The following is a 20373-nucleotide window of genomic DNA, read 5'->3' on the forward strand; positions in this document are numbered from 1 at the left end:
GTCGCCTTGGTGAGCCATTACCTCACCAACTAGCTAATCCCACCTAGGTACATCCAATCGCAGAAGGCCCGAAGGTCCCCTCTTTTCCCCCGTAGGGCGTATGCGGTATTAGCAGTCGTTTCCAACTGTTATCCCCCTCGACTGGGCAGYTCCCTAGGCATTACTCACCCGTCCGCCGCTCGTCATCTTCAAAAGCAAGCTTTTGAAATGTTACCGCTCGACTTGCATGTGTTAGGCCTGCCGCCAGCGTTCAATCTGAGCCATGATCAAACTCTTCAATTAAAGTTTTGGTGCTCCAAACCCCGTTAAGAGTTTAGAACGGCTCAATGAATTCTGATTCGTTTGAAAGACTCGGAAGAATCTTAAAAACGTTTGTACATATTGCTATGGACATTCACTATCTCTAGTTAACTATTGCTAGTTACAGAAAAGCATTGAGAAATAAATCGTTTTCGATTAACTCAATACCTGTGAGTGTCCACACAGATTTCTTGNTCGGAAGAATCTTAAAAACGTTTGTACATATTGCTATGGACATTCACTATCTCTAGTTAACTATTGCTAGTTACAGAAAAGCATTGAGAAATAAATCGTTTTCGATTAACTCAATACCTGTGAGTGTCCACACAGATTTCTTGTTTTATTTTGTTAAAGAACGTTAGCCGCTGTGGGCTAGGGCTGCGTATTCTACGCTTTCCTTGGTCGGCGTCAAGTGATTTTTTAGAAGTTTTTTAACTTCGCTCACTTTCGACTCGAGTTACTGATTTAATCACTGCTTTCATGACGCTAGGCGTCGCTGTTTGCCGTGTCAGTGGGAGCGCATTATAGGGAGCGAAAACTTTTACGCAAGGGCTTTTTTTAAGAAAAGTGACACTTTCACCCTGTTTGCATGATTTTTAGCCTGACTAGCTAGTTTTTACCCATTATACTGTTCGATTCTGGCTAAATTCACGGCATTAAGGACTTTCGCGTGACAAATTCAATCCGTTCATACAAAGGCATTAGCCCTCAATTTGATAATAGTGTTTATATTGATGAGGCATGTGTACTCGTTGGTGACATCAGTTTAGAAAGCGATGCCAGTATTTGGCCTCTTGTTGCCGCTCGAGGTGATGTTAACCAGATCAAGATTGGTAAACGCTCTAATGTTCAAGATGGCACAGTGCTGCATGTCACCCGTAAATCTCCAGCTCGTCCTGAAGGTCACCCTTTATTAATTGGTGATGATGTCACCATAGGTCATAAGGCAATGTTACATGGTTGCACTATTGGCAATCGTATTTTAGTGGGTATGGGGGCGATTATTCTTGATGGTGCAATTCTAGAAGATGACGTGATCTTAGGTGCAGGTTCGTTAGTACCTCCTGGTAAGGTACTGCAGAGTGGTTATCTATATGTTGGCAGTCCTGCTAAGCAGATAAGGAAGCTGACCGAGGCAGAGTTAGCCTTCTTACCTCAATCTGCCGATAACTATGTCAGATTAAAAAACGAGTATTTAGAAGAGACGCTACAAAATTTACCAACCTAGTCACTCTGCTTTATGGTGTCGAATCGACATTCTACAACTCGATATTAGTATCTTGATATTCGGCGGTTAGTTATTCAAATGGTGCTCTATCTAACTAACTTTACTAACTCTACCAACTGACTCTACCAGCCAAGCTTGGTAGAGTTGGCTTAAGCTGTAATCCATATCCGCCCCTGCTCATCAAATACTTCTTGTTCGATGAGCTGTTCAGCTAGTTCTTCTATATCAAACCGATACTCATCAAATACCTTCATCGCTTGTTGCTGATTAAGTATAGTTTGTTGGCTTAATCTGCCTAGAGCACTTAAACCAATGTAGCAACGAATATTCATTCCTTGTTGCTGACCAGTAAATTGAATACTCGCCGACTCGTCACTCCAAGTCGCATCATCGCTAAATAAAATATTCTGGTTCATCTCTCTTCCCACAAATTAGGCTAACTGCTGGCGCAACTGGGTTAAAACCGACTCGACATCCGGCTCGACACCACGCCATAGATAGAAACTCTTTGCCGCCTGACCAACTAGCATGCCTAATCCATCTAGAGTTTGCTTTGCACCCGCTTGTTGTGCCCAAAGATTAAATGCGGTGAGCTGTTTAGCGTACATCATGTCGTAGCACAGGGTATCATCACCAATAATCTCGGTCGGTAAATCGGGGGATTCACCCGATAGGCTCGAGGAGGTTGAATTAATTACAATATCGTAAACCGAGTTCAACTCATCACACGACTTGGCTACAACCTGACCATAGTCAGCAAAAGTTTTGGCTAGGCTTAACGCTTTAGCGTGAGTACGATTTTGGATGGTTAATTGCTTAATGCCACTATTTAACAACGGTAAAATAGAGCCTCTCGCCGCACCACCAGCACCAAGCAATAGCACAGACTTACCAGCGAGCGAACCAATATGACGCTCTAAATCGGTAACCAAACCTATGCCATCGGTGTTATCGCCCCGAAGCTGACCATCTTTTAATACGCTGAGGGTATTGACCGCTCCTGCCAGTTTAGCCTCATCACTTAATTGATCGCACAATGCAAAGGCTTGCTCTTTAAAAGGAACCGTCACATTACCGCCTTTGCCACCCTCTGTAAGAAATGCCTGCAGCGTCGATTTAAAATCATCGACAGGTGCCAATATCGCCTCGTAACGGATATCTTGCTCTGTGGCGGTGGCAAAAGCATGGTGAATAAAAGGCGATTTGCTGTGTGCAATGGGATGACCGAATACGGCGTACCTGTCTGTCATGGTTCACTCTGTCTCTATTTGCAATTGCCATCAGTCTACTGAGCTTTACCTCGTAGTCAAAGCCAATAATCGATTCGAGTTATTATCTAAATTCTGAACCAAATACTGAGTTGCCGGTAGATGATGAATAAGTTAGTGTGCCAGCCATCAGTATTTTCAGCGGCCGTCAAAATGAAATGGTTAAAGAAATTAGTCAGCAATAAACAGACCCAGCGGGATCCCAACCAATCCAACGCCTATGATCGCATTGGCGGAGAGAGGGTTATTCAAGCACTCGCTAGACAATTTTACTTACAGATGCACATCCTACCCGAGACTCAACCGCTTTTAGCCATGCACCGCTCACCCATCAGCGAATCAGAACAAAAGCTTTTCGAATTTTTAAGTGGATGGCTAGGTGGCCCACAGCTTTATCAACAAAAATATGGCCACCCCGCGCTACGTGCGAGACACATGCCTTTTGCGATCGATAAAGCTCTGCGTGATCAATGGCTGCTATGTATGAAAAAGGCGATCGAAATTGAAATATCAGAAGCCCAGCACCAGCAAGCTATCTATCAGGCAATATCGACCCTCGCCGATCATATGCGTAATCAGGTTGAAACTGACTGACTACAAGTACTGGTACCTTCATTGGGAAGTGATCTTATCGTTATAATAAAGGGGCCTTAGCCCCTTTATTATAACGATAAGATTGTTAGCCTAGATTTAGCTGACAAGCCACTCTCTTGGATGTAAAAACTCATCATATAACTTAGCTTCTGGGCTACCGGCCTCAGGAACATAGGCATACTGCCAACGCACTAATGGCGGCATTGACATCAAAATAGACTCGGTACGGCCACCGGTTTGCAAGCCGAATAAGGTGCCTCGGTCATATACCAAGTTGAACTCGACATAACGGCCACGACGATAAAGTTGGAAATCACGTTCACGCTCGCCATACTCGCAGTCTTTGCGGCGCTCAACAATTGGCGCATAGGCATCGAGAAAGCCATTACCAACAGCTTGCATAAAAGCAAAGCTGGTATCGAAACCTTGCTGATTTAAGTCATCGAAAAATAGCCCGCCAACACCACGAGTTTCATTACGATGTGGTAAGAAAAAATACTCATCACACCATTTTTTATATTTCGGATACACCTCTTCACCAAAAGGCTGACAAATCTGCTGAGCCGTTTGATGCCACTGGACGACATCTTCTTCGAAAGGATAGTAAGGCGTTAAATCGAACCCACCTCCAAACCACCAGACCGGGTCTGCGCCTTCTTTTTCGGCAATAAAGAAACGCACGTTGGCATGAGTCGTTGGGATATAAGGGTTTTTAGGGTGAATAACTAGCGATACACCCATCGCCTCAAAACTACGGCCAGCTAACTCAGGTCGATGAGCCGTTGCCGAAGCGGGCATAGCCGCCCCCGTAACATGAGAAAAGTTAACACCAGCCTGTTCGAATACTTCACCATCGGTCATCACTCGGCTGGTTCCACCGCCACCTTCTTCTCTTGTCCAAGAGTCAGCAATAAATTCAGCCTTACCATCCAGACGTTCCAGCCCTTCACAAATTCGCTGTTGTAATCCTAGTAGAAACGCTTTTACCTCGGTGGCATTTGGCTTGCTCATCATGATTCCTTGTTCTGAGTATTGGCTGTTTATCTTAAAATTTTGCCGCTAATGGCATCGATAATAGTCGATGGTTTCGGTTCGGCGCCTAAACTACCGACCACTAACGCATCAATTTTATCTGCAAACTGCAGCTTAACCTCGTCTGCGGTCATCGCAGGTTCTTGACACGTTAAATTAGCACTGGTCGAAACGATAGGCTTACCGAGAGCCTGACATAAGGCTTGCACATCGGGGTGATTAGAAACGCGTACCGCCAAAGAGTCAAATTGACCACTTAATAATGGGGACACATCAGGCTTTATCGGCATGATAAAGGTAAAAGGACCCGGCCATTTCTCGAATGCGTTTTGTAATTGCTCTGCTGTTAGTCGAGTCTTATCGACATAAGCCTCGAGTTGTGCAAATTCGCTGGCGACTAAAATCAAACCTTTCTGCCAAGGCCGCTGTTTCAATGCTAATAGCTGTTTAATTGCCGCTTCATTATCCGGATCACAGCCCAAGCCATAAACCGCTTCGGTGGGATAAGCTATCACGCCACCTTGTAACACCACATCGACAACTGCACTGGGCTCAACTTGCAACATTTAACTCAAACCTTGATATAAAAAACCGTTAGATGGGTCAACACTCCGATGAAGCGGATTATACAGAGATGGCTAATACTGACAACGCTCAAACAAGCACTCTATAGTGCTCGCTTATATTTACACGCCTTTTGCGGACATTCGAGCCGCATGCCGGCTGCCCCTTTGCGTTCGACTAACATATCAAAACCACAGTCAGGACAACTCTCAGCTACTGGAGGATAATTAACTAAAAACTTGCATTTAGGGTATGCACTACAAGCATAAAACGTTTTACCAAAGCGACTGGTTCTGTGCTCCATAGTGCCTTTATGGCAACTGGGGCAAGTGATCGTTTGTTCGCTATCATCTTGATCATGCTTCTCAATATGATTGCATTCTGGATAACGGGTACAACCGATGAAAATCCCGAAACGCCCGGACTTAACGGCTAATTCGGCCCCACATTCGGGACATTCCGATCCCTCAATCACCTGAGTTTCAATTGATTCGTGTTGCACTAAAGGTCGGGTGTAATCACAGCTAGGATAGTTATTACATCCTACAAAACCACCATGCTTACTGTTTTTAATCGATAGCTCGCAACCACACTTAGGACAGAGTTCATACTCTTTCTCTAATGCATGTTCGTGGGAACTAAACAGTTGCTGATCTATTTTAGACATGATGATCTCACTCAGGACTATTGCATTATTTTACCAAGGTTAGCGATAACTTGGGAATCGAATATCAGCTAATTGTAGGCACTAAAAAGGAGGCTGTTGCCTCCTTTTAATTGATTTGAAATTTTCCTATGAATGTAAGCGTCCGTCGGGTTGTTCAAATATCAGATCTTCCATCTGCTCGTAAGCCGACTCATTGCCGGGAGAATTAAACAACACCATCAAGATGACCCACTTAAGATCTTCTAAGATCAATGCAGGTTCATCAAGTTCCATCACACGATCGATCACCATCTCACGAGTTTCAACACTGAGTACTTTTATCTGTTCTAAGAACAGCAAAAAGCCTCTGCACTCGACATCGAGCTTATCCATCTCTTTATCGGTATAGATACGAAATGAATGCTGGGTGTGATCGCACAGATAAGGCTGATCACTTTCTTGCAGTGACGCCAGATGCTCTAACCAAGATAAGGCTTTGAGAATCGCGGATTGATGAAAACCTGCTCGAGTAAGCTCTTGCGTCAACTCATCTTCGTCGACCAACAACTCAACCTCACTATGGACATAGTTTTCAAATAGATACATGAGGATATCAAACATGGCTAGCTCCTCTTAAGTCTTACATAACCACCGGGTACAGCTGAAACCCAACCTTGTAGTTCAAGTTCAAGCATTTGCTCTAGTACTAGCTCTATCGTTTTTCCACTATGTTCAACCACTACATCTAGTGGAGTGATCTCATAACCTACACTAGCTAACAGTGAGGAAAATGGCAAATCAGAAGCTAACTCATCTTCTATATGGTGGCGCTGATGCAACTCTTCAAGGTGAAACATCAATAAAGGTGAAAGTTCTTCGACAACATCTGCCGCACTCTCAACCAATTTAGCACCACTACGTAGTAGATCATGACATCCTTGATGATCGCCTGCAAGTATATTTCCCGGCACCGCGAACACTTCTCGCCCTTGCTCTAACGCCAGTCTGGCGGTAATTAATGAGCCACTTTTTCTCGCGGCCTCGACAACTAACACGCCCAAAGATAAGCCACTAATGATCCTATTTCGCTTAGGGAAATTGCCAGCAAAGGGTTGAGTATCCGGCCAAAACTCACTAACCAAGCAACCAGATGATTGAATATCTTGATATAACTTACGATGCCGCTTGGGATAAATAACATCGATACCTGTGCCTAATACCGCGATAGTGGCTCCCTTCGCGTCCATGGCACCTTGATGCGCCGCACCATCAATACCTGCAGCCATGCCACTGCAAATCGCCAGTTCACAGCCTGCAAGCTCTTTCGCTAATTGATAGCTCGACGCCAATCCTGATTGCGATGCCGCACGACTGCCCACTAATGCCACACTCGGATGAGCCAAAGCAGAAGGCTCACCTTTAATAAATAGTACCGGAGGGGGATCGTTAATTTGTAGTAACAGACTGGGATAAAGAGGGTCGTTTTGCGTCAATATATGGTGATTATCCTCGCGTTCAAGCCAGCTTAGCGCGGCCTCAACACGAGAAAAATCAGGATTCAAACTGGTCTTGAGGAGCTTTTCAGGTAAGGGTAAAGCATTATGGTCATGCTCTACCCTTTGCCTAAGTTCCTCTACATCCATGTAGTTTAATAATTGTTTAATCCGAGCCGGTCCTAACCCGGATACAGCTGAAACAACTAGCCAATCGACCAGTTTATTTTCTATTTATTCACCTTCTAAAAGGGTATCGGGTTGCAATAACTTGTCTTTAACACGAACAGGCTTCTCATTCACTAAAATGAGCCCTAGGCTGATTTTATCGAACGCCTTAAATACCATTAACTTGCCGCGATAAATATCAGGCATTTTAATTTCGTTGTCTGAAGAAATTGACGATAAAAGGTCTTCGTACATGCTTCTATCTTGCGGTTTTACCGGCTGACCATCACCATCGATCACTATGCCTTGTCCATCTCTATAAATAGAGAATACTTGCCCAGGCTCAACACCAGCCTCGGTTCCGCGGTCAATATACACCACATCTAACTTACCCATTTCTCTGGCGTTGCGTTCAGATGCTAAAACTGAAGCTGAAATCGTCGCTGCTTTCGGAACAAAATATGCCGACATCAAAGATTCATCATCGATAGGCAATACTCGATAGCCAGCTTTAGTCTCTCGTAAATTACTGAGCAATTTAACCTTAGAGATTGGGCCAGATTCGGTCACACGCCCACTGGCGGTTAAAATCACCTCTTGGCCTAAACTATCGCCTGACGCTTCATCGGTAAATTCACGACCTTTAACATAAACACCCAGCTTCTCACCTACAGGTAATTCACCTTGGATGTAGATAATGTCATTCATAACATGATGTTTAGATTCGCTTTCACCGCCCATCACCATGGGCTGTTCTTCAAACCATGCGCCATCAACTACACGGTTATGAACTAAATAAGGTTGAATAAGGGATAAATCGATCGCGGGAATTGCGCCATCTTTCGGAAGTACCCGTCCTTCAGGACTTTTACGAATATGAGGTTTAACCACTAATCTTGGCTCACCATCGATAAACACTAAAGTGAGCCTGTCGCCGGGATAAATAAGGTGCGGGTTCGCAATCTGTGGATTGGAGCCCCAAAGCTTAGGCCAACGCCAAGGATCATCAAGAAAATACGCTGAAATATCCCAGAGGGTATCGCCTTTTTTGACAACATATGAATCAGGATGCCCAGACTTCAATGTCAGAGTATCCGCTTGAACAAATGAACAACTTAAAATCATTAAACCGAGTAAAATTAGTCGTTTCATGGGGGTATCCATGCTGTTTGCCCTTTTATATAGAGCTTTTGCTGTTATTGATTGCCACTAAGGATTAAAATTAATCTATTAGCCTAGGTCAGTATAACCAACTGACTCAAATTTGACAGACTTGTTAAGAGTTTATGTATGAGTTTACTAAAAGTTTTACGTTTTCCAGATGAACGCTTACGCACTATTGCTAAGCCAATAACCGAATTTAATGCCGAACTTCAAACCCAAATTGATAACATGCTTGAAACCATGTACGAGGAAAAAGGCATTGGTCTCGCGGCAACTCAAGTCGATTATCACCACCAGCTTATCGTGATGGATCTTCAAGATGAAGTCGAGCGCCCTAATGTCTTCATTAACTTAGAGATCATCGAAAAAAGTGGTGATTTTTGCAACGAAGAGGGCTGTTTGTCTGTCCCAGGTATTTATGCCAAGGTCGATCGGGCCGAATTTGTCACCATTAAAGCCCTCGACCGTCACGGTAACGAGTTCACTTTAGAAGCCGATGGTCTTTTTGCTATCTGCTTGCAACATGAGCTTGATCATCTCAATGGTAAGTTATTTGTCGATTACTTATCGCCGCTAAAAAGACAACGCATCAAACAGAAGCTAGAAAAAGCCGCTCGTCTCGAAGCCAGAGGATAAGTTGCATTTGAAACCACTTAATATCATTTTTGCGGGTACGCCAGATTTTGCCGCCCGCCATCTACAAGCGCTGATCGAATCTGAACACAATGTCATCGGTGTCTATTCCCAACCCGACCGACCTGCAGGTCGAGGCAAGAAACTCCAAGCCAGTCCAGTTAAAGCCTTAGCTGTTGAGCATGATATTCCTGTGTATCAACCCGCTAGCCTACGTGACGAGCAAGCTCAAGCCGAGTTAGCAGCGCTAAATGCCGATATTATGGTGGTAGTGGCTTATGGTCTTATCTTGCCGAAAGTCGTATTAGACACCCCAAGACTGGGTTGTATCAATGTGCATGGCTCTATCTTGCCACGTTGGCGCGGTGCGGCGCCGATACAGCGCGCGCTTTGGTCCGGTGATGCCGCTACGGGCGTGACCGTCATGCAGATGGATATTGGCCTAGATACAGGTGACATGTTACTCAAAACTCATCTTGCGATAGAAGATAACGACACTTCGGCCTCACTCTACGAAAAACTGGCCCAGCAGGGGCCGACAGCACTCATCGAAGCGCTAGCCGGATTAACTCAAGGGACTCTCAAAGCCGAACCTCAAGACGAAGCATTGGCTAATTACGCCGAAAAACTCAGCAAAGAGGAAGCATTACTCGACTGGAATAAGCCCGCCGTGCAGCTATGGCGCGAAATCCGCGCTTTTAATCCTTGGCCTGCGAGTCACTTTAGCCATATGGATGCCAGTATCAAAGTCTGGCAAGCAGAGGTCAGCCAAGTAACCAGCTTTCAGGCAGCGGGAACCATAGTGAGCGCAGATAAAAACGGCTTAGCCATTGCGACTGGTGACGGGGTGTTATTACTAAAAACCATGCAACTCCCCGGTAAAAAAGCCATGGCGGTTAGCGATATACTTAACTCTCGCGGCGACTGGTTTACGCCCGGAACTCAACTTAACAATGCAGCCGAGGCAACCCAGTAATGAATTTACGAGCCTTAGCCGCCAAGGTGGTCTTTCAGGTATTAGAGAAAGGAATATCCCTATCTGTTGCCCTTCCCGAGCAGCAACAAAAACTCACCAGTGGCAAAGATAAAGCCCTGTTAGCCGAGCTTTGTTATGGTGTGATGCGTCACCTCCCCCAGCTCGATAAATTGGTAAGCGATTGCATGAGCAAGCCAATGAAAGGCAAACAGCGTATCGTGCACCCGTTGTTATTAATCGGCTGTTATCAGCTGTATTTCACTCGTATTCCGGCGCATGCGGCCATCTCAGAAACCGCCGAAGCCTGTCGTCAGCTTAAATTTGAAGGTTTGGTTAAAGTGGTCAACGGCGTGCTGCGCAATCTACAGCGCAATGAAAAACAGTTGCCAACCGATAACGAAACCTTACAGTTCAATACCCCAGCGTGGCTAGTCAAACGCTTAAAAAGTGCTTATCCGGACACCTGGCAACAAGTGATTGAACAAAGCCACCAACGGCCGCCAATGTGGTTACGCAACAATGCATTGTCACAGTCTCGTGAACAATATCTAACCCAACTCAACGAACTTGAGATTGGCGCTTCGGCGGGTCAAAGCGATAATGCGATTTTACTCGATGCCGCTAAAGATGTGGCGCTGCTGCCCGGTTTTAGTGAGGGGACAGTCTCGGTACAAGATGGCGCGGCACAATGGGCTGCGACCTTACTTGCGCCCCAAGCTAATGAGTTAATTCTCGATGCTTGCGCCGCTCCTGGCGGGAAAACCTGTCATCTACTGGAAAGCGAAAATAGTATTGAGCTAATCGCGGTAGACTTCGATGCCAAGCGTCTCGAACGAGTACAGCAGAATCTCGACCGACTATCTCTTAAGGCCAAAGTAATTCATGGTGATGCCGCTAATATTGACTCTTGGTGGCAAGGCGCTAAGTTCGATCGTATATTGCTTGATGCACCTTGTTCTGCCACGGGTGTTATCCGTCGCCACCCAGATATCAAATGGTTACGCAAACAAGCCGACATTGAAGCGTTATCAAAATTACAGTCACAAATTTTAGATCATTGCTGGCAGTGGCTAAAACCAGGTGGCACACTGCTGTATGCAACTTGCTCAATTTTGCCTGAAGAAAATGCGCAGCAAGTGAGTGCTTTTTTGGCGAGAACCCAAGATGCAACCCTCGCCCCCATCGCACAACAACCCAAAAGCGATGATATAGGCTGGCAAATCACGCCTGGGCAAGACAATATGGACGGGTTTTATTATGCTCGCCTGATTAAGGGATAAAGTAACAGCATGAAAATTATCATATTAGGCGCTGGCCAAGTTGGCGGAACCTTAGCCGAAAACTTGGTAGGCGAAAATAACGATATCACTATTGTCGATAACGACAGAGACAGATTACGTTCACTACAAGACAAGTACGATCTACGTGTCGTGCTGGGTCATGGTGCCCATCCTAGCGTGCTGAGGGATGCGGGAGCCGAAGATGCCGATATGTTAATTGCCGTAACCAACAGTGACGAATGTAATATGGCAGCCTGCCAGATTGCCTACTCTCTCTACGGAACCCCAACCAAAATTGCTCGTATTCGCTCCGAGCAATATCTCGCCCTTAGAGACAAACTGTTCATCGACAGTGAAACTAAAAATAGTGAACATCGCCCAAGAGGTGGTTTTATTATCGATGAACTGATTGCCCCAGAGCAGCTAGTGACGTCCTATATTCGCCGACTAGTCGAGTATCCAGGAGCACTACAGGTCCTCGAATTTGCTGAAGGGCGCCTCAGCTTAGTTGCCGTTAGAGCCTATTATGGCGGGCCACTGGTGGGTAATGCCCTAGCGGCGCTGCGTGAGCACATGCCCAATATTGACACTCGTGTTGCAGCTATTTTCAGACAAGGTCGCCCTATCATGCCTCGCGGCACTACCATTATCGAAGCCGATGATGAAGTGTTTTTCGTCGCCGATAGCCGCCATGTACGCGCGGTGATGAGCGAAATGCAGAAGCTGGATAACACCTACCGCAATATTATGATCGCCGGAGGCGGTAATATCGGCCTTGGTCTAGCCAAACAGTTACAACGCAACCATTCGGTGAAACTGATTGAGCATCGTCAAGATCGCGCCGAAGCCTTGTCTGAAAAATTAGAAAACACCACGGTATTTTGTGGTGATGCCTCAGACCAAGAACTGCTTATCGAGGAACATATCGATCAAACCGATGTGTTTATTGCGGTCACCAACGATGACGAAGCCAATATCATGGCCGCCCTACTGGCTAAACGCATGGGCGCAAAAAAAGTCATGGTGCTGATCCAGCGCGAAGCCTATGTCGATATTGTACAAGAAGCCAATATCGATATCGCCATCTCACCACAACAAGCTACCATCTCGGCATTGCTGACCCATATTCGCCAAGGTGATATCTGTAACGTGTATTCATTACGTCGCGGAGCCGCCGAAGCCATTGAAGCTATTGCTCATGGTGACTCAAGCACATCGAAAGTGGTAGGTAAACAGGTCAGCGAGATCAAGTTGCCACCTGGCACCACCATTGGTGCTATCGTGCGTGATGAGGAAGTATTAATGGCTCATGATAAAACGGTTATTGAACAGGGAGATCACGTTATTCTATTCCTAGTGAATAAGAAGTTTATTGGCGAAGTTGAGAAGCTGTTCCAGCCAAGCGCCTTCTTCTTTTAAATCGGCTCGCTAACGATGCTGAATATACGACCATTACTGTTCATATTAGGCGTGTTCCTATCCACCTTAACCGCCTTTATGTTTATTCCACTTCTATTTGCCTTAATCTATGGCGAAGAGACGGTGGGTGCCTTTATGATCGCCTCGTTAGCCACCGGCACCTGCGCCAGCGCGTGCATGCACCAAGGTCAAAGTGACAACTTACGCTTAAACATTCGTGATATGTTTTTGCTTACCAGTTTAACCTGGTTCATCGTTAGCCTGTTTGCCGCAACGCCTTTTACCCTGTATCACGGCATCAACTACACAGATGCTTTCTTCGAGACCATGTCGGGGATCACCACCACAGGTTCTACGGTTCTCTCTGGTTTAGATACCATGGATCACAGTATTCTTATCTGGCGTTCTTTATTACAGTGGCTTGGCGGTATTGGATTTATCGTGATGGCGGTGGCGATTCTGCCCTTCTTAAACGTCGGTGGTATGCGCCTATTTAGAACAGAATCTTCAGATTGGAGTGACAAAGCTGTCCCCCGAACCCAAAATATGGCCAAGCACTTGTTTTGGGTTTATATCGGCCTTACCGTTGCCTGCGCGCTCGCTTATCATGCCGCTGGAATGAATTGGTTTCAGGCCATCAATCACTCGATGACCACTCTTTCAACCGGCGGATATTCCACTTCCGACAGTTCCATGGCGGCTTTTTCTCACTCGGCACATTGGATTGGCACCCTGTTTATGGCGGCCGGTGGACTGCCGCTGTTGATGTTTGTTCACTCCCTGTCTCAACGTTCGGTAAAGATTTGGAATGACGCTCAAGTTAAAGGCTACTTATTGTTTATCATCTGCATCTCTTGCAGCTTAGCTTTCTGGCTATGGCACCAAAATGATATGGCACCAGAAGATGCCCTGCGTCTAGCAAGTTTTAACGTGGTATCTGTAGTCACAACCACAGGTTATGGCCTCACCGACTACACCGCCTGGGGGCCGTTAGCTAATGTGGCCTTCCTGTTTTTAATGTTTGTAGGTAGCTGTTCTGGTTCGACTTCGGGCGGGATTAAAATCTTCCGTTTCCAAATTGCGTTCTCGATCATGCGCGAACAGTTAAAGCAGCAACTACACCCTAACGGCGTGTTTAAAGAGCGTTACAATGGTCGCCCAATCACCGAAGATATTGTGCGCTCACTGGTGACGTTTATTCTGCTATTTTTAGGCGTTATTGTGGTGTTATCGGTGATATTAGTCAGCACAGGTCTGGATCCCACGACCAGTTTGAGTGGGGCTATCACCGCCGTGACGAACGTCGGCCCAGGTCTTGGCCCTGTTGTCGGTCCATCGGGTAATTTTTCCTCGCTACCAGATATCGCTAAGTGGGCACTGTCGATTGGAATGCTATTGGGACGGCTGGAGATCTTGACCGTGGCGGTATTGTTCCATCCCAACTTCTGGAAATATTAACCTAGCGACTAACAACGATATTGCTGCCATACCTGCTGTTGGCTCGGTTCGAGAAAGCTCCAAGCCAATACTCGAGTTAACTTATTCCCCTGCGCCATCTCTATCGTTTTAACGCTTGCCGCACCTAGGCGCTCAAGGGTGCGATAACACGATTTGAGATTGTCTTTCTTCGACACGAGACTGGTAAACCACAGACATTGGCTGGCAAATTGCTGGCTTTCAGTAATCATATCTAACAAGAATCTCTGCTCGCCACCATCACACCATAATTCGGCTTGCTGCCCACCAAAATTCAATGAAGGCTTATTTGCTGTGCGCTTAACATCACGCCCCTTGGCCTGGCGATTAGCGGCAAGGTTTTTCAGTTTACGCTCGCTGCCCTGACTCGCCTCACTTGCGGAACTATGAAACGGCGGATTACATAAAGTGACATCAAATCTGTCGTCAGGATTGATCACCCCTTTAAAAATCTGCTTGCTATTAGTTTGCTGTCTTAAGGCTATTTTGCCTTGCAACGATACATTGTTATCGATGATCCGCTGTACATTGGCTAATGACTTAGGCTCAATATCGCTAGCGACAAACTGCCAACCATAACTCTGTACACCTAATATCGGGTAAATACCATTGGCGCCTGTGCCGATATCCAGTGCTCGAATCATCGCTTTAGTGGTTTTCTTGCCTTTGCTGCCATTTGCCCCTATTAGATCAGCAAGATAATGCAGATAATCCACACGACCGGGGATCGGCGGACATAAAAATCCAGCGGGAATATCCCAATATTCCAATCGGTAATGTAAACGCAATAGTGCCAGATTAAGCATTTTCACCGCCTTTGGGTCGGCAAAGTCTATCGATGCATTACCATAAGGATTAGGACGCACAAAAGCAGCAAGCTGTGGGGTATGGCTCACCAAGGCGTTAAAGTCATAACCTTGGTTATGAATGTTGCGCGGATGCAGCCCTTTAGATTGGTTCGATTTCGACTTGGATGCCACCTTCGATTTCGCCCTAGTTTTCATCGGCTGAGTATTAGTTAACTGAGCTTTAGTCAACTGAGTTTTAGTTTGCTGATTTGAGGAGCGAGGACGGCGAGACTGAGTCATAAAAGCAATACCATAAAATGCGATTGCCGAGTGTTATCCTCGGCAATACTGATTTGAAGCAAACGTTTAGCGGCTAAAGTTAAGCTTAGTCGTACAGATACTTAGTAAACAATAAATTAACCACCAGCGGACGCCCGACCTCTTGCTCTAACAAGCGATTAAGGGTGTCATAACACTCGCGGCGGATCTCTTCTTTGCCGGTAAGTGATTTCACTTTCTCTTCTGGCTGAGACCCTAGAATTTCAATAATAGCCGCTCGCAACAAAGGATCATGATGCTCTAGCACGATCAGATCATTGGGCTGCTTCACCATCAATTCGACACTAATCCTCACGAAACCCAATTTCTTACGATTAGAGATGTAATTGGTCACTATATCGGGCTCAAAGCCATAATAAGCATAAGTGTCTTCCACCTTCTTATCTGCGGCAAAGAGGCCAACGCTGGTAAGACTCGTGACAAAAATAAGCAACAGCAGTGCAAATTTTTTCATACTTGGTAAATGCTCCATTATTGGTTTAAGCCTGTGTTAGTACTAAAAGCTCACTCTACTGACTATTAACGGCCAGATCTCAAACGACTTTAGTTACCGACATCGACCATTGGCCATGATAAACTGCGATGGTTTTGAATATTGTACCGAGAAATAGATGAGCGTGACTAGGTTAAGCTTTCCTTATGGTGAATCAATACAGTGGTTTTCACCGAATAACATCCCTCTACAACCCACTTCGCCATTCAAAGACTGGCTATTAGACACTGGTAGTTTAACCCAAAAACTCAAGTCTCACTGTCAGCAGTTTGAAGTCATTGTATTAGGTGAGGATAAGCTTAGCCCGTTCAAAGAGGAGTTCCCCACACATGATTCAGCCTGGGTCCGTGAAGTGCTTCTGTGTCTCGATGGCACCCCTTGGGTGTTCGCTCGAACACTGATCCCCAGCGATTTACTTGATAACTCTGAGTTCAATTTTATCGGCTTAGGCAATCGTCCGTTAGGTGAATTACTGTTTACCGAGGGTGAATTTACTCCCGGAAAAATAGAAGTGAGCCATTTTACCCCATGTCAATCTTTAGCAGCGTTGATCCAAGCTCAGGGACAATCGTCACAACCCGTCTGGGGACGTCGTCGTTACTTTAATCGTCAGGATAAACACCTCATCGTCAGTGAGATATTTTTACCCGCTGCTCGACAGCTTATCGAAAGCCAACAGCTAAAATAACTCGCTTAGATAATGCTGAAATAAAAAAGCCTCGGTTAACGAGGCTTTTTATGTGGATGATTGAAAATCTGTTTAGCTACGTCTGCGAATCGCCAACGACATCAATAGGGCCAGAGACCACCAAGCTAAGCTACCGCCAGAGCTGGAATCTGATTCAGATTCTGTCGGTGGGGGCGGTGAAACAATGCCCGAGGTTACCGTAACCGATTGCGAAACAGTCGACACATTGGCTTCAGTATCAGTGACTGTCAGCACGACAGTGTAGGTGCCTGAACTGGTATAACTATGACTCGGCGATTGTGCGGTGCTGCTATTGCCATCACCAAATTGCCACTCATAGCTCAATGCACCAACTCCCGCCGAACTACTATTGCTGAAGCTAACGTCCAAGTTGGTTAGCGTAAAGCTGAAACTCGCTACAGGTGGAATAGCCACATCGACAGTGAGACTATCACTGCTCGCCTCACCTGTACCGTCGGTCACTGTCACTGTCACTTGATATTGGCCCGCATCGGCATATACATAAGTCGGAGTGGTTTCTGTACTACTTGCTCCAGCTACGCCAAAGTCCCAGTCATAGCTATAGTTACCATCGCCACCAGTCACTGTAGTGTTAAAGCTGACCCTGGCGCCATCTTGTTGAGCCGATAGACTCACGGTAACCGAATCAGACATACTGTCACTACCATATTTAAATCTTAACGTCGCACTGCTGGAGTCTGCCGCTTGGGTCAAGACCGCCATGGTAATGCCTAACGCAGGCAATATCACGCCCGCTTCAGGTTTAGCTTGTGCTGTGTAGTCTTCGGTGTCATCGAATAGGGGATTGCCTGCAAGATGATTATCGCCAAAATAACTCGTCTGATCATACAAGCTAAAGGCCGCATCTCGGATCTGCACCGTAGTATCATAGTTACTGATCAAATCTTGGTCGGCATCGACAACTCCAATCAACCCTGAACCAGGGTGCTCGCTGGAATTATTATCGGCTTCATCTTTGTTTTCCAGCCAGACTAAAACGCCGCGATCATAATAATGTGTCTGCAGACCAACATCCACATCGTTATAACTGCGTAGCTGCACTACGTAACGGCGATCACCACCGGGTCGCTGGTCGGTGATGCGAGCAAAACCGCCACTGAAAGTCATCACGCCATCAGTTTCAGCGTCATCACTGTACACTTCGCTCGAGTCTGCCAGTAACTTGATATCGTCGACTACAAAACCATAGTCACCGACAAATTCGTCGGTCACATACACCAGCTTAATCTGGTGAGTTCCGCCAGCATAGGCAGATACGTCGAAGGTTAAATCGACCCAAGCATTAGTGCCTTCTGCGCCCGCGATATCTTGAGATCCACCGGTAATAATATTTTCTGCGGCATTAATAACATTACTCGCCTTGGTATGATTACCCAGCAAAGGCGTGCCATCGAGTAACACCTGAGCATAATCGTAATCTTCTTCGATATTCCAATGCGCCTTCATCCGTAACGACAAACTGCCACTCGCAGGCAGGGTCAAACTAAATTCTGCCGCAGTGCTGATCAAGTTTCCCTGACCAGAATAGTATTGATAACTGCCAGAATAAGGCGCCTTGAAAGCCACGTCAGCCGCAGGTAAAGGAATAGAGATTTGGTTAACCTTGGTGTTATTCACAGCTTCAAATAGCTGAACATCTTGGCCACTATCCGCAAGCGTATCTATGTCTATAACCGTTTCGTTTAGCCATTTACCTTTATAGGCATCTTGCAAATAAGAGCGCGCATAAGGACTAAAGCCAACGGGTTGTGAACCAGGGATCATGCCGGTCCAGCTACCACCGCCCATAATAGACCAAGAGCCGACCGGTGAACCATCACCACTATTGCCACTAATATCGTATTCATCTGGCAGCCCCAAATCATGGCCAAATTCGTGAGCGACCACACCCGCTGCAGCGTCAATAGGCTGAACCGTATAGGTATAAACCTTCATGCCAGTACCGGGAATGGTATAGCCAGCATTATTGCCATCCATCACATAATATTGATGTGACCAAATCGCATCATCACCGAGTACACCACCACCCGCTTCTTCCCCAATACTAGAATGAAACAGCATCACATGGTCGATATAGCCATCGGCTTCATCAAGATTACCATCGGCATCAATGTCATAAGGGTCTTCGACATCATAAGTCGCAATTTCATCGGCAGTCATATCGGCTAATGCCGCTGTAACCGCTTCTTTAACTAACTCGGGAACACGATAATCGTTATCGGCATCATTAGGGTTATTTGCACCATAGTAGGCCGCATTTTGAGTGGCGGTATACCAGCCCTTAACACTACCAGTAAAGAAGAAACTCCCGCCCGACTCGGCCTGATAATATTGATACCCGGAAAGCAGCGTCTGCCCAGAAGGACCACTAAATCCAGTGGTTGAGAACATCAAATTCTGATAATGAGAAAGCGGATAACTCGAGTAATACATAGCCGTATCACTGGCACTGAGACGATTGTTATCATGGGGAAGATCAGGAAAATCAATCAGTACGCCAAGCACTTTTACCGTTTTTGTCACCTCGGCATCGGCTTGCGCCTTGTCAACAACAGAACTACTGCGCAGCACCTTGCTCGATACTTGTTGCTTGATCAGCTTAGCTTGTTGCAAACGTGCATCGAGCTTAATTTTACCGGCTTTACTTGTGTAACGCTCAAACGCTTGTTGCTTCTGTTGCTCAGTCGCATCTGTGGCTAATTCACCACGCTTAGTCATCCAATAAAGAATCTGTTCTTTATTGATCACACCAACGTCTGCTGTCGGACCTGACGCTATAGGAGCCGAAGGTGTAGCATGTGCCATCGTTACAGGGAATGCTAGTGCCAATGTCGTTAATGCACCTGCATAATATGTGTTCATTTTCATTAACTTCCCTTGTACTACTTTATTTTATCGACACCATGAGTTATCAGGATGGCAATAAAATAATCTCAATTATCGTTAAATTAGGTCGTACTTTGCAGGGATAACCCAGTCACATCAGAGCATAGGGTCTATTCCACCACTAAAAACCAACAGAACATTAACAACAATTTGCTCAGTAAACCAGCAGCAAATACGACTTTCAAACCATAAATTCTATTTATGACTTTACTCAGCACAATTAGGTCTAACTAACGTTTCCTGTATGGGCAATATAATTAGCCACACCGTCGAGGAACATCTGCACCGAAATCATCACCAACACCATGCCCATCAGGCGTTCAACCGCCGTTAAGCCCTTCTCGCCAAGCACTTTAGTAAACAATTTATAGAAGAGTAAGATAACGGCACTCGCGCCCCATGCGGCCACTAATGCTATAGTCCAGTCTGTCATACGACTGGCATCGGTATGAGCAAGTAATATTAACGCTGCGAGCACCGATGGCCCCGCCATTAACGGAATCGCCATTGGCACGATAAAGGGCTCTTCACCTGCTGCTAACCCAACGACGCCACCGGGCTGAGGGAAGATCATCCGAATCGCAATCAAAAACAGAATAATACCACCGGCAATACTGACCGATTCAGAGCGCAGATTTAGGAAACTCAATATCGCTTCACCAGCGTAAAGAAAAAGCAGCATAATCACTAATGCGAAGATTAACTCTCGGATCAGAACTCGACGGCGCTTTTTCGGCTCGATATGACGCAAGATAGAGGCGAATATGGGCAAGTTCCCTAATGGGTCCATAATCAGAAATAACATTACCGCAGCAGAAAAAATGTCCATAGCTCAATAGTCGTCAAGAGTTGAGCCCGTATTGTATAACGAATCCAGCTGCTTATTCAGCAGATCA

At 45.9% G+C, this 20373-nt stretch carries 20 protein-coding genes and 1 rRNA gene; 8 read left to right on the forward strand and 13 right to left on the reverse strand.

Annotation, left to right across the window (positions count from 1 at the left end; all coding sequences use genetic code 11):
• Window positions 1-282, reverse strand: a 16S ribosomal RNA gene (locus L1D21_RS15720); the annotation flags it as partial.
• Between the two features lie 688 nt (window positions 283-970).
• Between L1D21_RS15720 and L1D21_RS15725 the strand changes: the two genes are divergently transcribed.
• Window positions 971-1528: a gamma carbonic anhydrase family protein gene (locus tag L1D21_RS15725; RefSeq protein ID WP_239846217.1), complete on the forward strand. Its 558-nt coding sequence runs from the start codon at window positions 971-973 to the stop codon at window positions 1526-1528.
• A 149-nt stretch (window positions 1529-1677) separates the two neighbouring features.
• On the opposite strand, the gene L1D21_RS15730 is transcribed toward L1D21_RS15725, so the two are convergent.
• The gene (locus tag L1D21_RS15730; protein WP_239846218.1) at window positions 1678-1944 is read right to left on the reverse strand and encodes a DUF1488 domain-containing protein; all 267 of its coding nucleotides are present in this window, start codon (window positions 1942-1944) and stop codon (window positions 1678-1680) included.
• Between the two features lie 15 nt (window positions 1945-1959).
• A complete protein-coding gene (gene aroE, locus L1D21_RS15735) occupies window positions 1960-2778 on the reverse strand; it encodes a shikimate dehydrogenase (protein WP_239846219.1) in 819 nt (272 codons plus the stop codon).
• Between the two features lie 171 nt (window positions 2779-2949).
• Here aroE and L1D21_RS15740 point away from each other — a divergent pair, with 171 nt between their 5' ends.
• Window positions 2950-3390: a group II truncated hemoglobin gene (locus tag L1D21_RS15740; RefSeq protein WP_239846284.1), complete on the forward strand. Its 441-nt coding sequence runs from the start codon at window positions 2950-2952 to the stop codon at window positions 3388-3390.
• A gap of 96 nt (window positions 3391-3486) precedes the next feature.
• Here the strand turns inward: L1D21_RS15740 and hemF are convergent, their stop codons facing one another.
• The 6 genes from hemF to L1D21_RS15770 all read right to left on the reverse strand — a co-directional run bounded on the left by hemF (window position 3487) and on the right by L1D21_RS15770 (window position 8457).
• The gene (gene hemF / locus L1D21_RS15745) at window positions 3487-4401 is read right to left on the reverse strand and encodes an oxygen-dependent coproporphyrinogen oxidase (protein WP_239846220.1); all 915 of its coding nucleotides are present in this window, start codon (window positions 4399-4401) and stop codon (window positions 3487-3489) included.
• Window positions 4402-4430: 29 nt separating this feature from the next.
• Complete coding sequence (locus L1D21_RS15750; protein WP_239846221.1) at window positions 4431-4988, reverse strand: L-threonylcarbamoyladenylate synthase; 558 nt, start codon at window positions 4986-4988, stop codon at window positions 4431-4433.
• Between the two features lie 101 nt (window positions 4989-5089).
• A complete protein-coding gene (locus L1D21_RS15755; RefSeq protein ID WP_239846222.1) occupies window positions 5090-5653 on the reverse strand; it encodes a topoisomerase DNA-binding C4 zinc finger domain-containing protein in 564 nt (187 codons plus the stop codon).
• Window positions 5654-5779: 126 nt separating this feature from the next.
• On the reverse strand, window positions 5780-6253 hold the full coding sequence (locus tag L1D21_RS15760) for a DUF494 family protein (RefSeq protein ID WP_239846223.1): 474 nt from the start codon (window positions 6251-6253) through the stop codon (window positions 5780-5782).
• A 2-nt stretch (window positions 6254-6255) separates the two neighbouring features.
• The gene (dprA, locus tag L1D21_RS15765) at window positions 6256-7275 is read right to left on the reverse strand and encodes a DNA-processing protein DprA (RefSeq protein ID WP_239846224.1); all 1020 of its coding nucleotides are present in this window, start codon (window positions 7273-7275) and stop codon (window positions 6256-6258) included.
• Window positions 7276-7359: 84 nt separating this feature from the next.
• Window positions 7360-8457: a LysM peptidoglycan-binding domain-containing protein gene (locus tag L1D21_RS15770; RefSeq protein ID WP_239846225.1), complete on the reverse strand. Its 1098-nt coding sequence runs from the start codon at window positions 8455-8457 to the stop codon at window positions 7360-7362.
• 126 nt (window positions 8458-8583) lie between these two features.
• On the opposite strand from L1D21_RS15770, the gene def reads away from it, so the two are divergent.
• The 5 genes from def to L1D21_RS15795 are packed head-to-tail and all read left to right on the forward strand — an operon-like array spanning window position 8584 to window position 14223.
• Window positions 8584-9093, forward strand: coding sequence for a peptide deformylase (def, locus tag L1D21_RS15775; protein ID WP_239846226.1), 510 nt, complete (start codon window positions 8584-8586; stop codon window positions 9091-9093).
• A gap of 7 nt (window positions 9094-9100) precedes the next feature.
• Window positions 9101-10066, forward strand: coding sequence for a methionyl-tRNA formyltransferase (fmt, locus tag L1D21_RS15780; RefSeq protein ID WP_239846227.1), 966 nt, complete (start codon window positions 9101-9103; stop codon window positions 10064-10066).
• Window positions 10066-11346 carry a 16S rRNA (cytosine(967)-C(5))-methyltransferase RsmB gene (gene rsmB / locus L1D21_RS15785; RefSeq protein WP_239846228.1) on the forward strand — a complete coding sequence of 427 codons (1281 nt, stop codon included), beginning with the start codon at window positions 10066-10068 and terminating at the stop codon, window positions 11344-11346. The genes fmt and rsmB overlap by 1 nt, the downstream gene beginning before the upstream one ends.
• Before the next feature lie 9 nt (window positions 11347-11355).
• A complete protein-coding gene (gene trkA, locus L1D21_RS15790; RefSeq protein WP_239846229.1) occupies window positions 11356-12765 on the forward strand; it encodes a Trk system potassium transporter TrkA in 1410 nt (469 codons plus the stop codon).
• A gap of 15 nt (window positions 12766-12780) precedes the next feature.
• Window positions 12781-14223, forward strand: coding sequence for a TrkH family potassium uptake protein (locus L1D21_RS15795; protein WP_239846230.1), 1443 nt, complete (start codon window positions 12781-12783; stop codon window positions 14221-14223).
• 8 nt (window positions 14224-14231) lie between these two features.
• Here the strand turns inward: L1D21_RS15795 and rlmF are convergent, their stop codons facing one another.
• A complete protein-coding gene (gene rlmF, locus L1D21_RS15800; protein WP_239846231.1) occupies window positions 14232-15329 on the reverse strand; it encodes a 23S rRNA (adenine(1618)-N(6))-methyltransferase RlmF in 1098 nt (365 codons plus the stop codon).
• An 85-nt stretch (window positions 15330-15414) separates the two neighbouring features.
• Window positions 15415-15822 carry a flagellar basal body-associated protein FliL gene (locus tag L1D21_RS15805; protein WP_239846232.1) on the reverse strand — a complete coding sequence of 136 codons (408 nt, stop codon included), beginning with the start codon at window positions 15820-15822 and terminating at the stop codon, window positions 15415-15417.
• A 157-nt stretch (window positions 15823-15979) separates the two neighbouring features.
• Between L1D21_RS15805 and L1D21_RS15810 the strand changes: the two genes are divergently transcribed.
• A complete protein-coding gene (locus L1D21_RS15810) occupies window positions 15980-16549 on the forward strand; it encodes a chorismate lyase (protein WP_239846233.1) in 570 nt (189 codons plus the stop codon).
• A gap of 72 nt (window positions 16550-16621) precedes the next feature.
• On the opposite strand, the gene L1D21_RS15815 is transcribed toward L1D21_RS15810, so the two are convergent.
• Together L1D21_RS15815 and L1D21_RS15820 are read right to left on the reverse strand one after the other, a co-directional pair.
• The gene (locus L1D21_RS15815; protein WP_239846234.1) at window positions 16622-19459 is read right to left on the reverse strand and encodes an immune inhibitor A domain-containing protein; all 2838 of its coding nucleotides are present in this window, start codon (window positions 19457-19459) and stop codon (window positions 16622-16624) included.
• A 244-nt stretch (window positions 19460-19703) separates the two neighbouring features.
• Window positions 19704-20306, reverse strand: a complete 603-nt coding sequence (locus L1D21_RS15820; protein WP_239846235.1) for a YhgN family NAAT transporter — start codon at window positions 20304-20306, stop codon at window positions 19704-19706.
• Window positions 20307-20373 lie beyond the last annotated feature (67 nt).

Origin of the sequence: Shewanella sp. Isolate11 (assembly GCF_022398315.1) — a bacterium.
Taxonomy (GTDB): domain Bacteria; phylum Pseudomonadota; class Gammaproteobacteria; order Enterobacterales; family Shewanellaceae; genus Shewanella.

Bases quoted from the DNA above. Each gene is read 5' to 3' on its own strand.
- L1D21_RS15730 (WP_239846218.1), bottom strand. From the start codon at position 1,944: ATGAACCAGAATATTTTATTTAGCGATGATGCGACTTGGAGTGACGAG.
- aroE (WP_239846219.1), bottom strand. From the start codon at position 2,778: ATGACAGACAGGTACGCCGTATTCGGTCATCCCATTGCACACAGCAAA.
- L1D21_RS15740 (WP_239846284.1), top strand. From the start codon at position 2,950: ATGAAATGGTTAAAGAAATTAGTCAGCAATAAACAGACCCAGCGGGAT.
- hemF (WP_239846220.1), bottom strand. From the start codon at position 4,401: ATGAGCAAGCCAAATGCCACCGAGGTAAAAGCGTTTCTACTAGGATTA.
- L1D21_RS15750 (WP_239846221.1), bottom strand. From the start codon at position 4,988: ATGTTGCAAGTTGAGCCCAGTGCAGTTGTCGATGTGGTGTTACAAGGT.
- L1D21_RS15755 (WP_239846222.1), bottom strand. From the start codon at position 5,653: ATGTCTAAAATAGATCAGCAACTGTTTAGTTCCCACGAACATGCATTA.
- L1D21_RS15760 (WP_239846223.1), bottom strand. From the start codon at position 6,253: ATGTTTGATATCCTCATGTATCTATTTGAAAACTATGTCCATAGTGAG.
- dprA (WP_239846224.1), bottom strand. From the start codon at position 7,275: ATGGATGTAGAGGAACTTAGGCAAAGGGTAGAGCATGACCATAATGCT.
- L1D21_RS15770 (WP_239846225.1), bottom strand. From the start codon at position 8,457: ATGGATACCCCCATGAAACGACTAATTTTACTCGGTTTAATGATTTTA.
- def (WP_239846226.1), top strand. From the start codon at position 8,584: ATGAGTTTACTAAAAGTTTTACGTTTTCCAGATGAACGCTTACGCACT.
- rsmB (WP_239846228.1), top strand. From the start codon at position 10,066: ATGAATTTACGAGCCTTAGCCGCCAAGGTGGTCTTTCAGGTATTAGAG.
- trkA (WP_239846229.1), top strand. From the start codon at position 11,356: ATGAAAATTATCATATTAGGCGCTGGCCAAGTTGGCGGAACCTTAGCC.
- L1D21_RS15795 (WP_239846230.1), top strand. From the start codon at position 12,781: ATGCTGAATATACGACCATTACTGTTCATATTAGGCGTGTTCCTATCC.
- rlmF (WP_239846231.1), bottom strand. From the start codon at position 15,329: ATGACTCAGTCTCGCCGTCCTCGCTCCTCAAATCAGCAAACTAAAACT.
- L1D21_RS15805 (WP_239846232.1), bottom strand. From the start codon at position 15,822: ATGAAAAAATTTGCACTGCTGTTGCTTATTTTTGTCACGAGTCTTACC.
- L1D21_RS15810 (WP_239846233.1), top strand. From the start codon at position 15,980: ATGAGCGTGACTAGGTTAAGCTTTCCTTATGGTGAATCAATACAGTGG.
- L1D21_RS15815 (WP_239846234.1), bottom strand. From the start codon at position 19,459: ATGAAAATGAACACATATTATGCAGGTGCATTAACGACATTGGCACTA.
- L1D21_RS15820 (WP_239846235.1), bottom strand. From the start codon at position 20,306: ATGGACATTTTTTCTGCTGCGGTAATGTTATTTCTGATTATGGACCCA.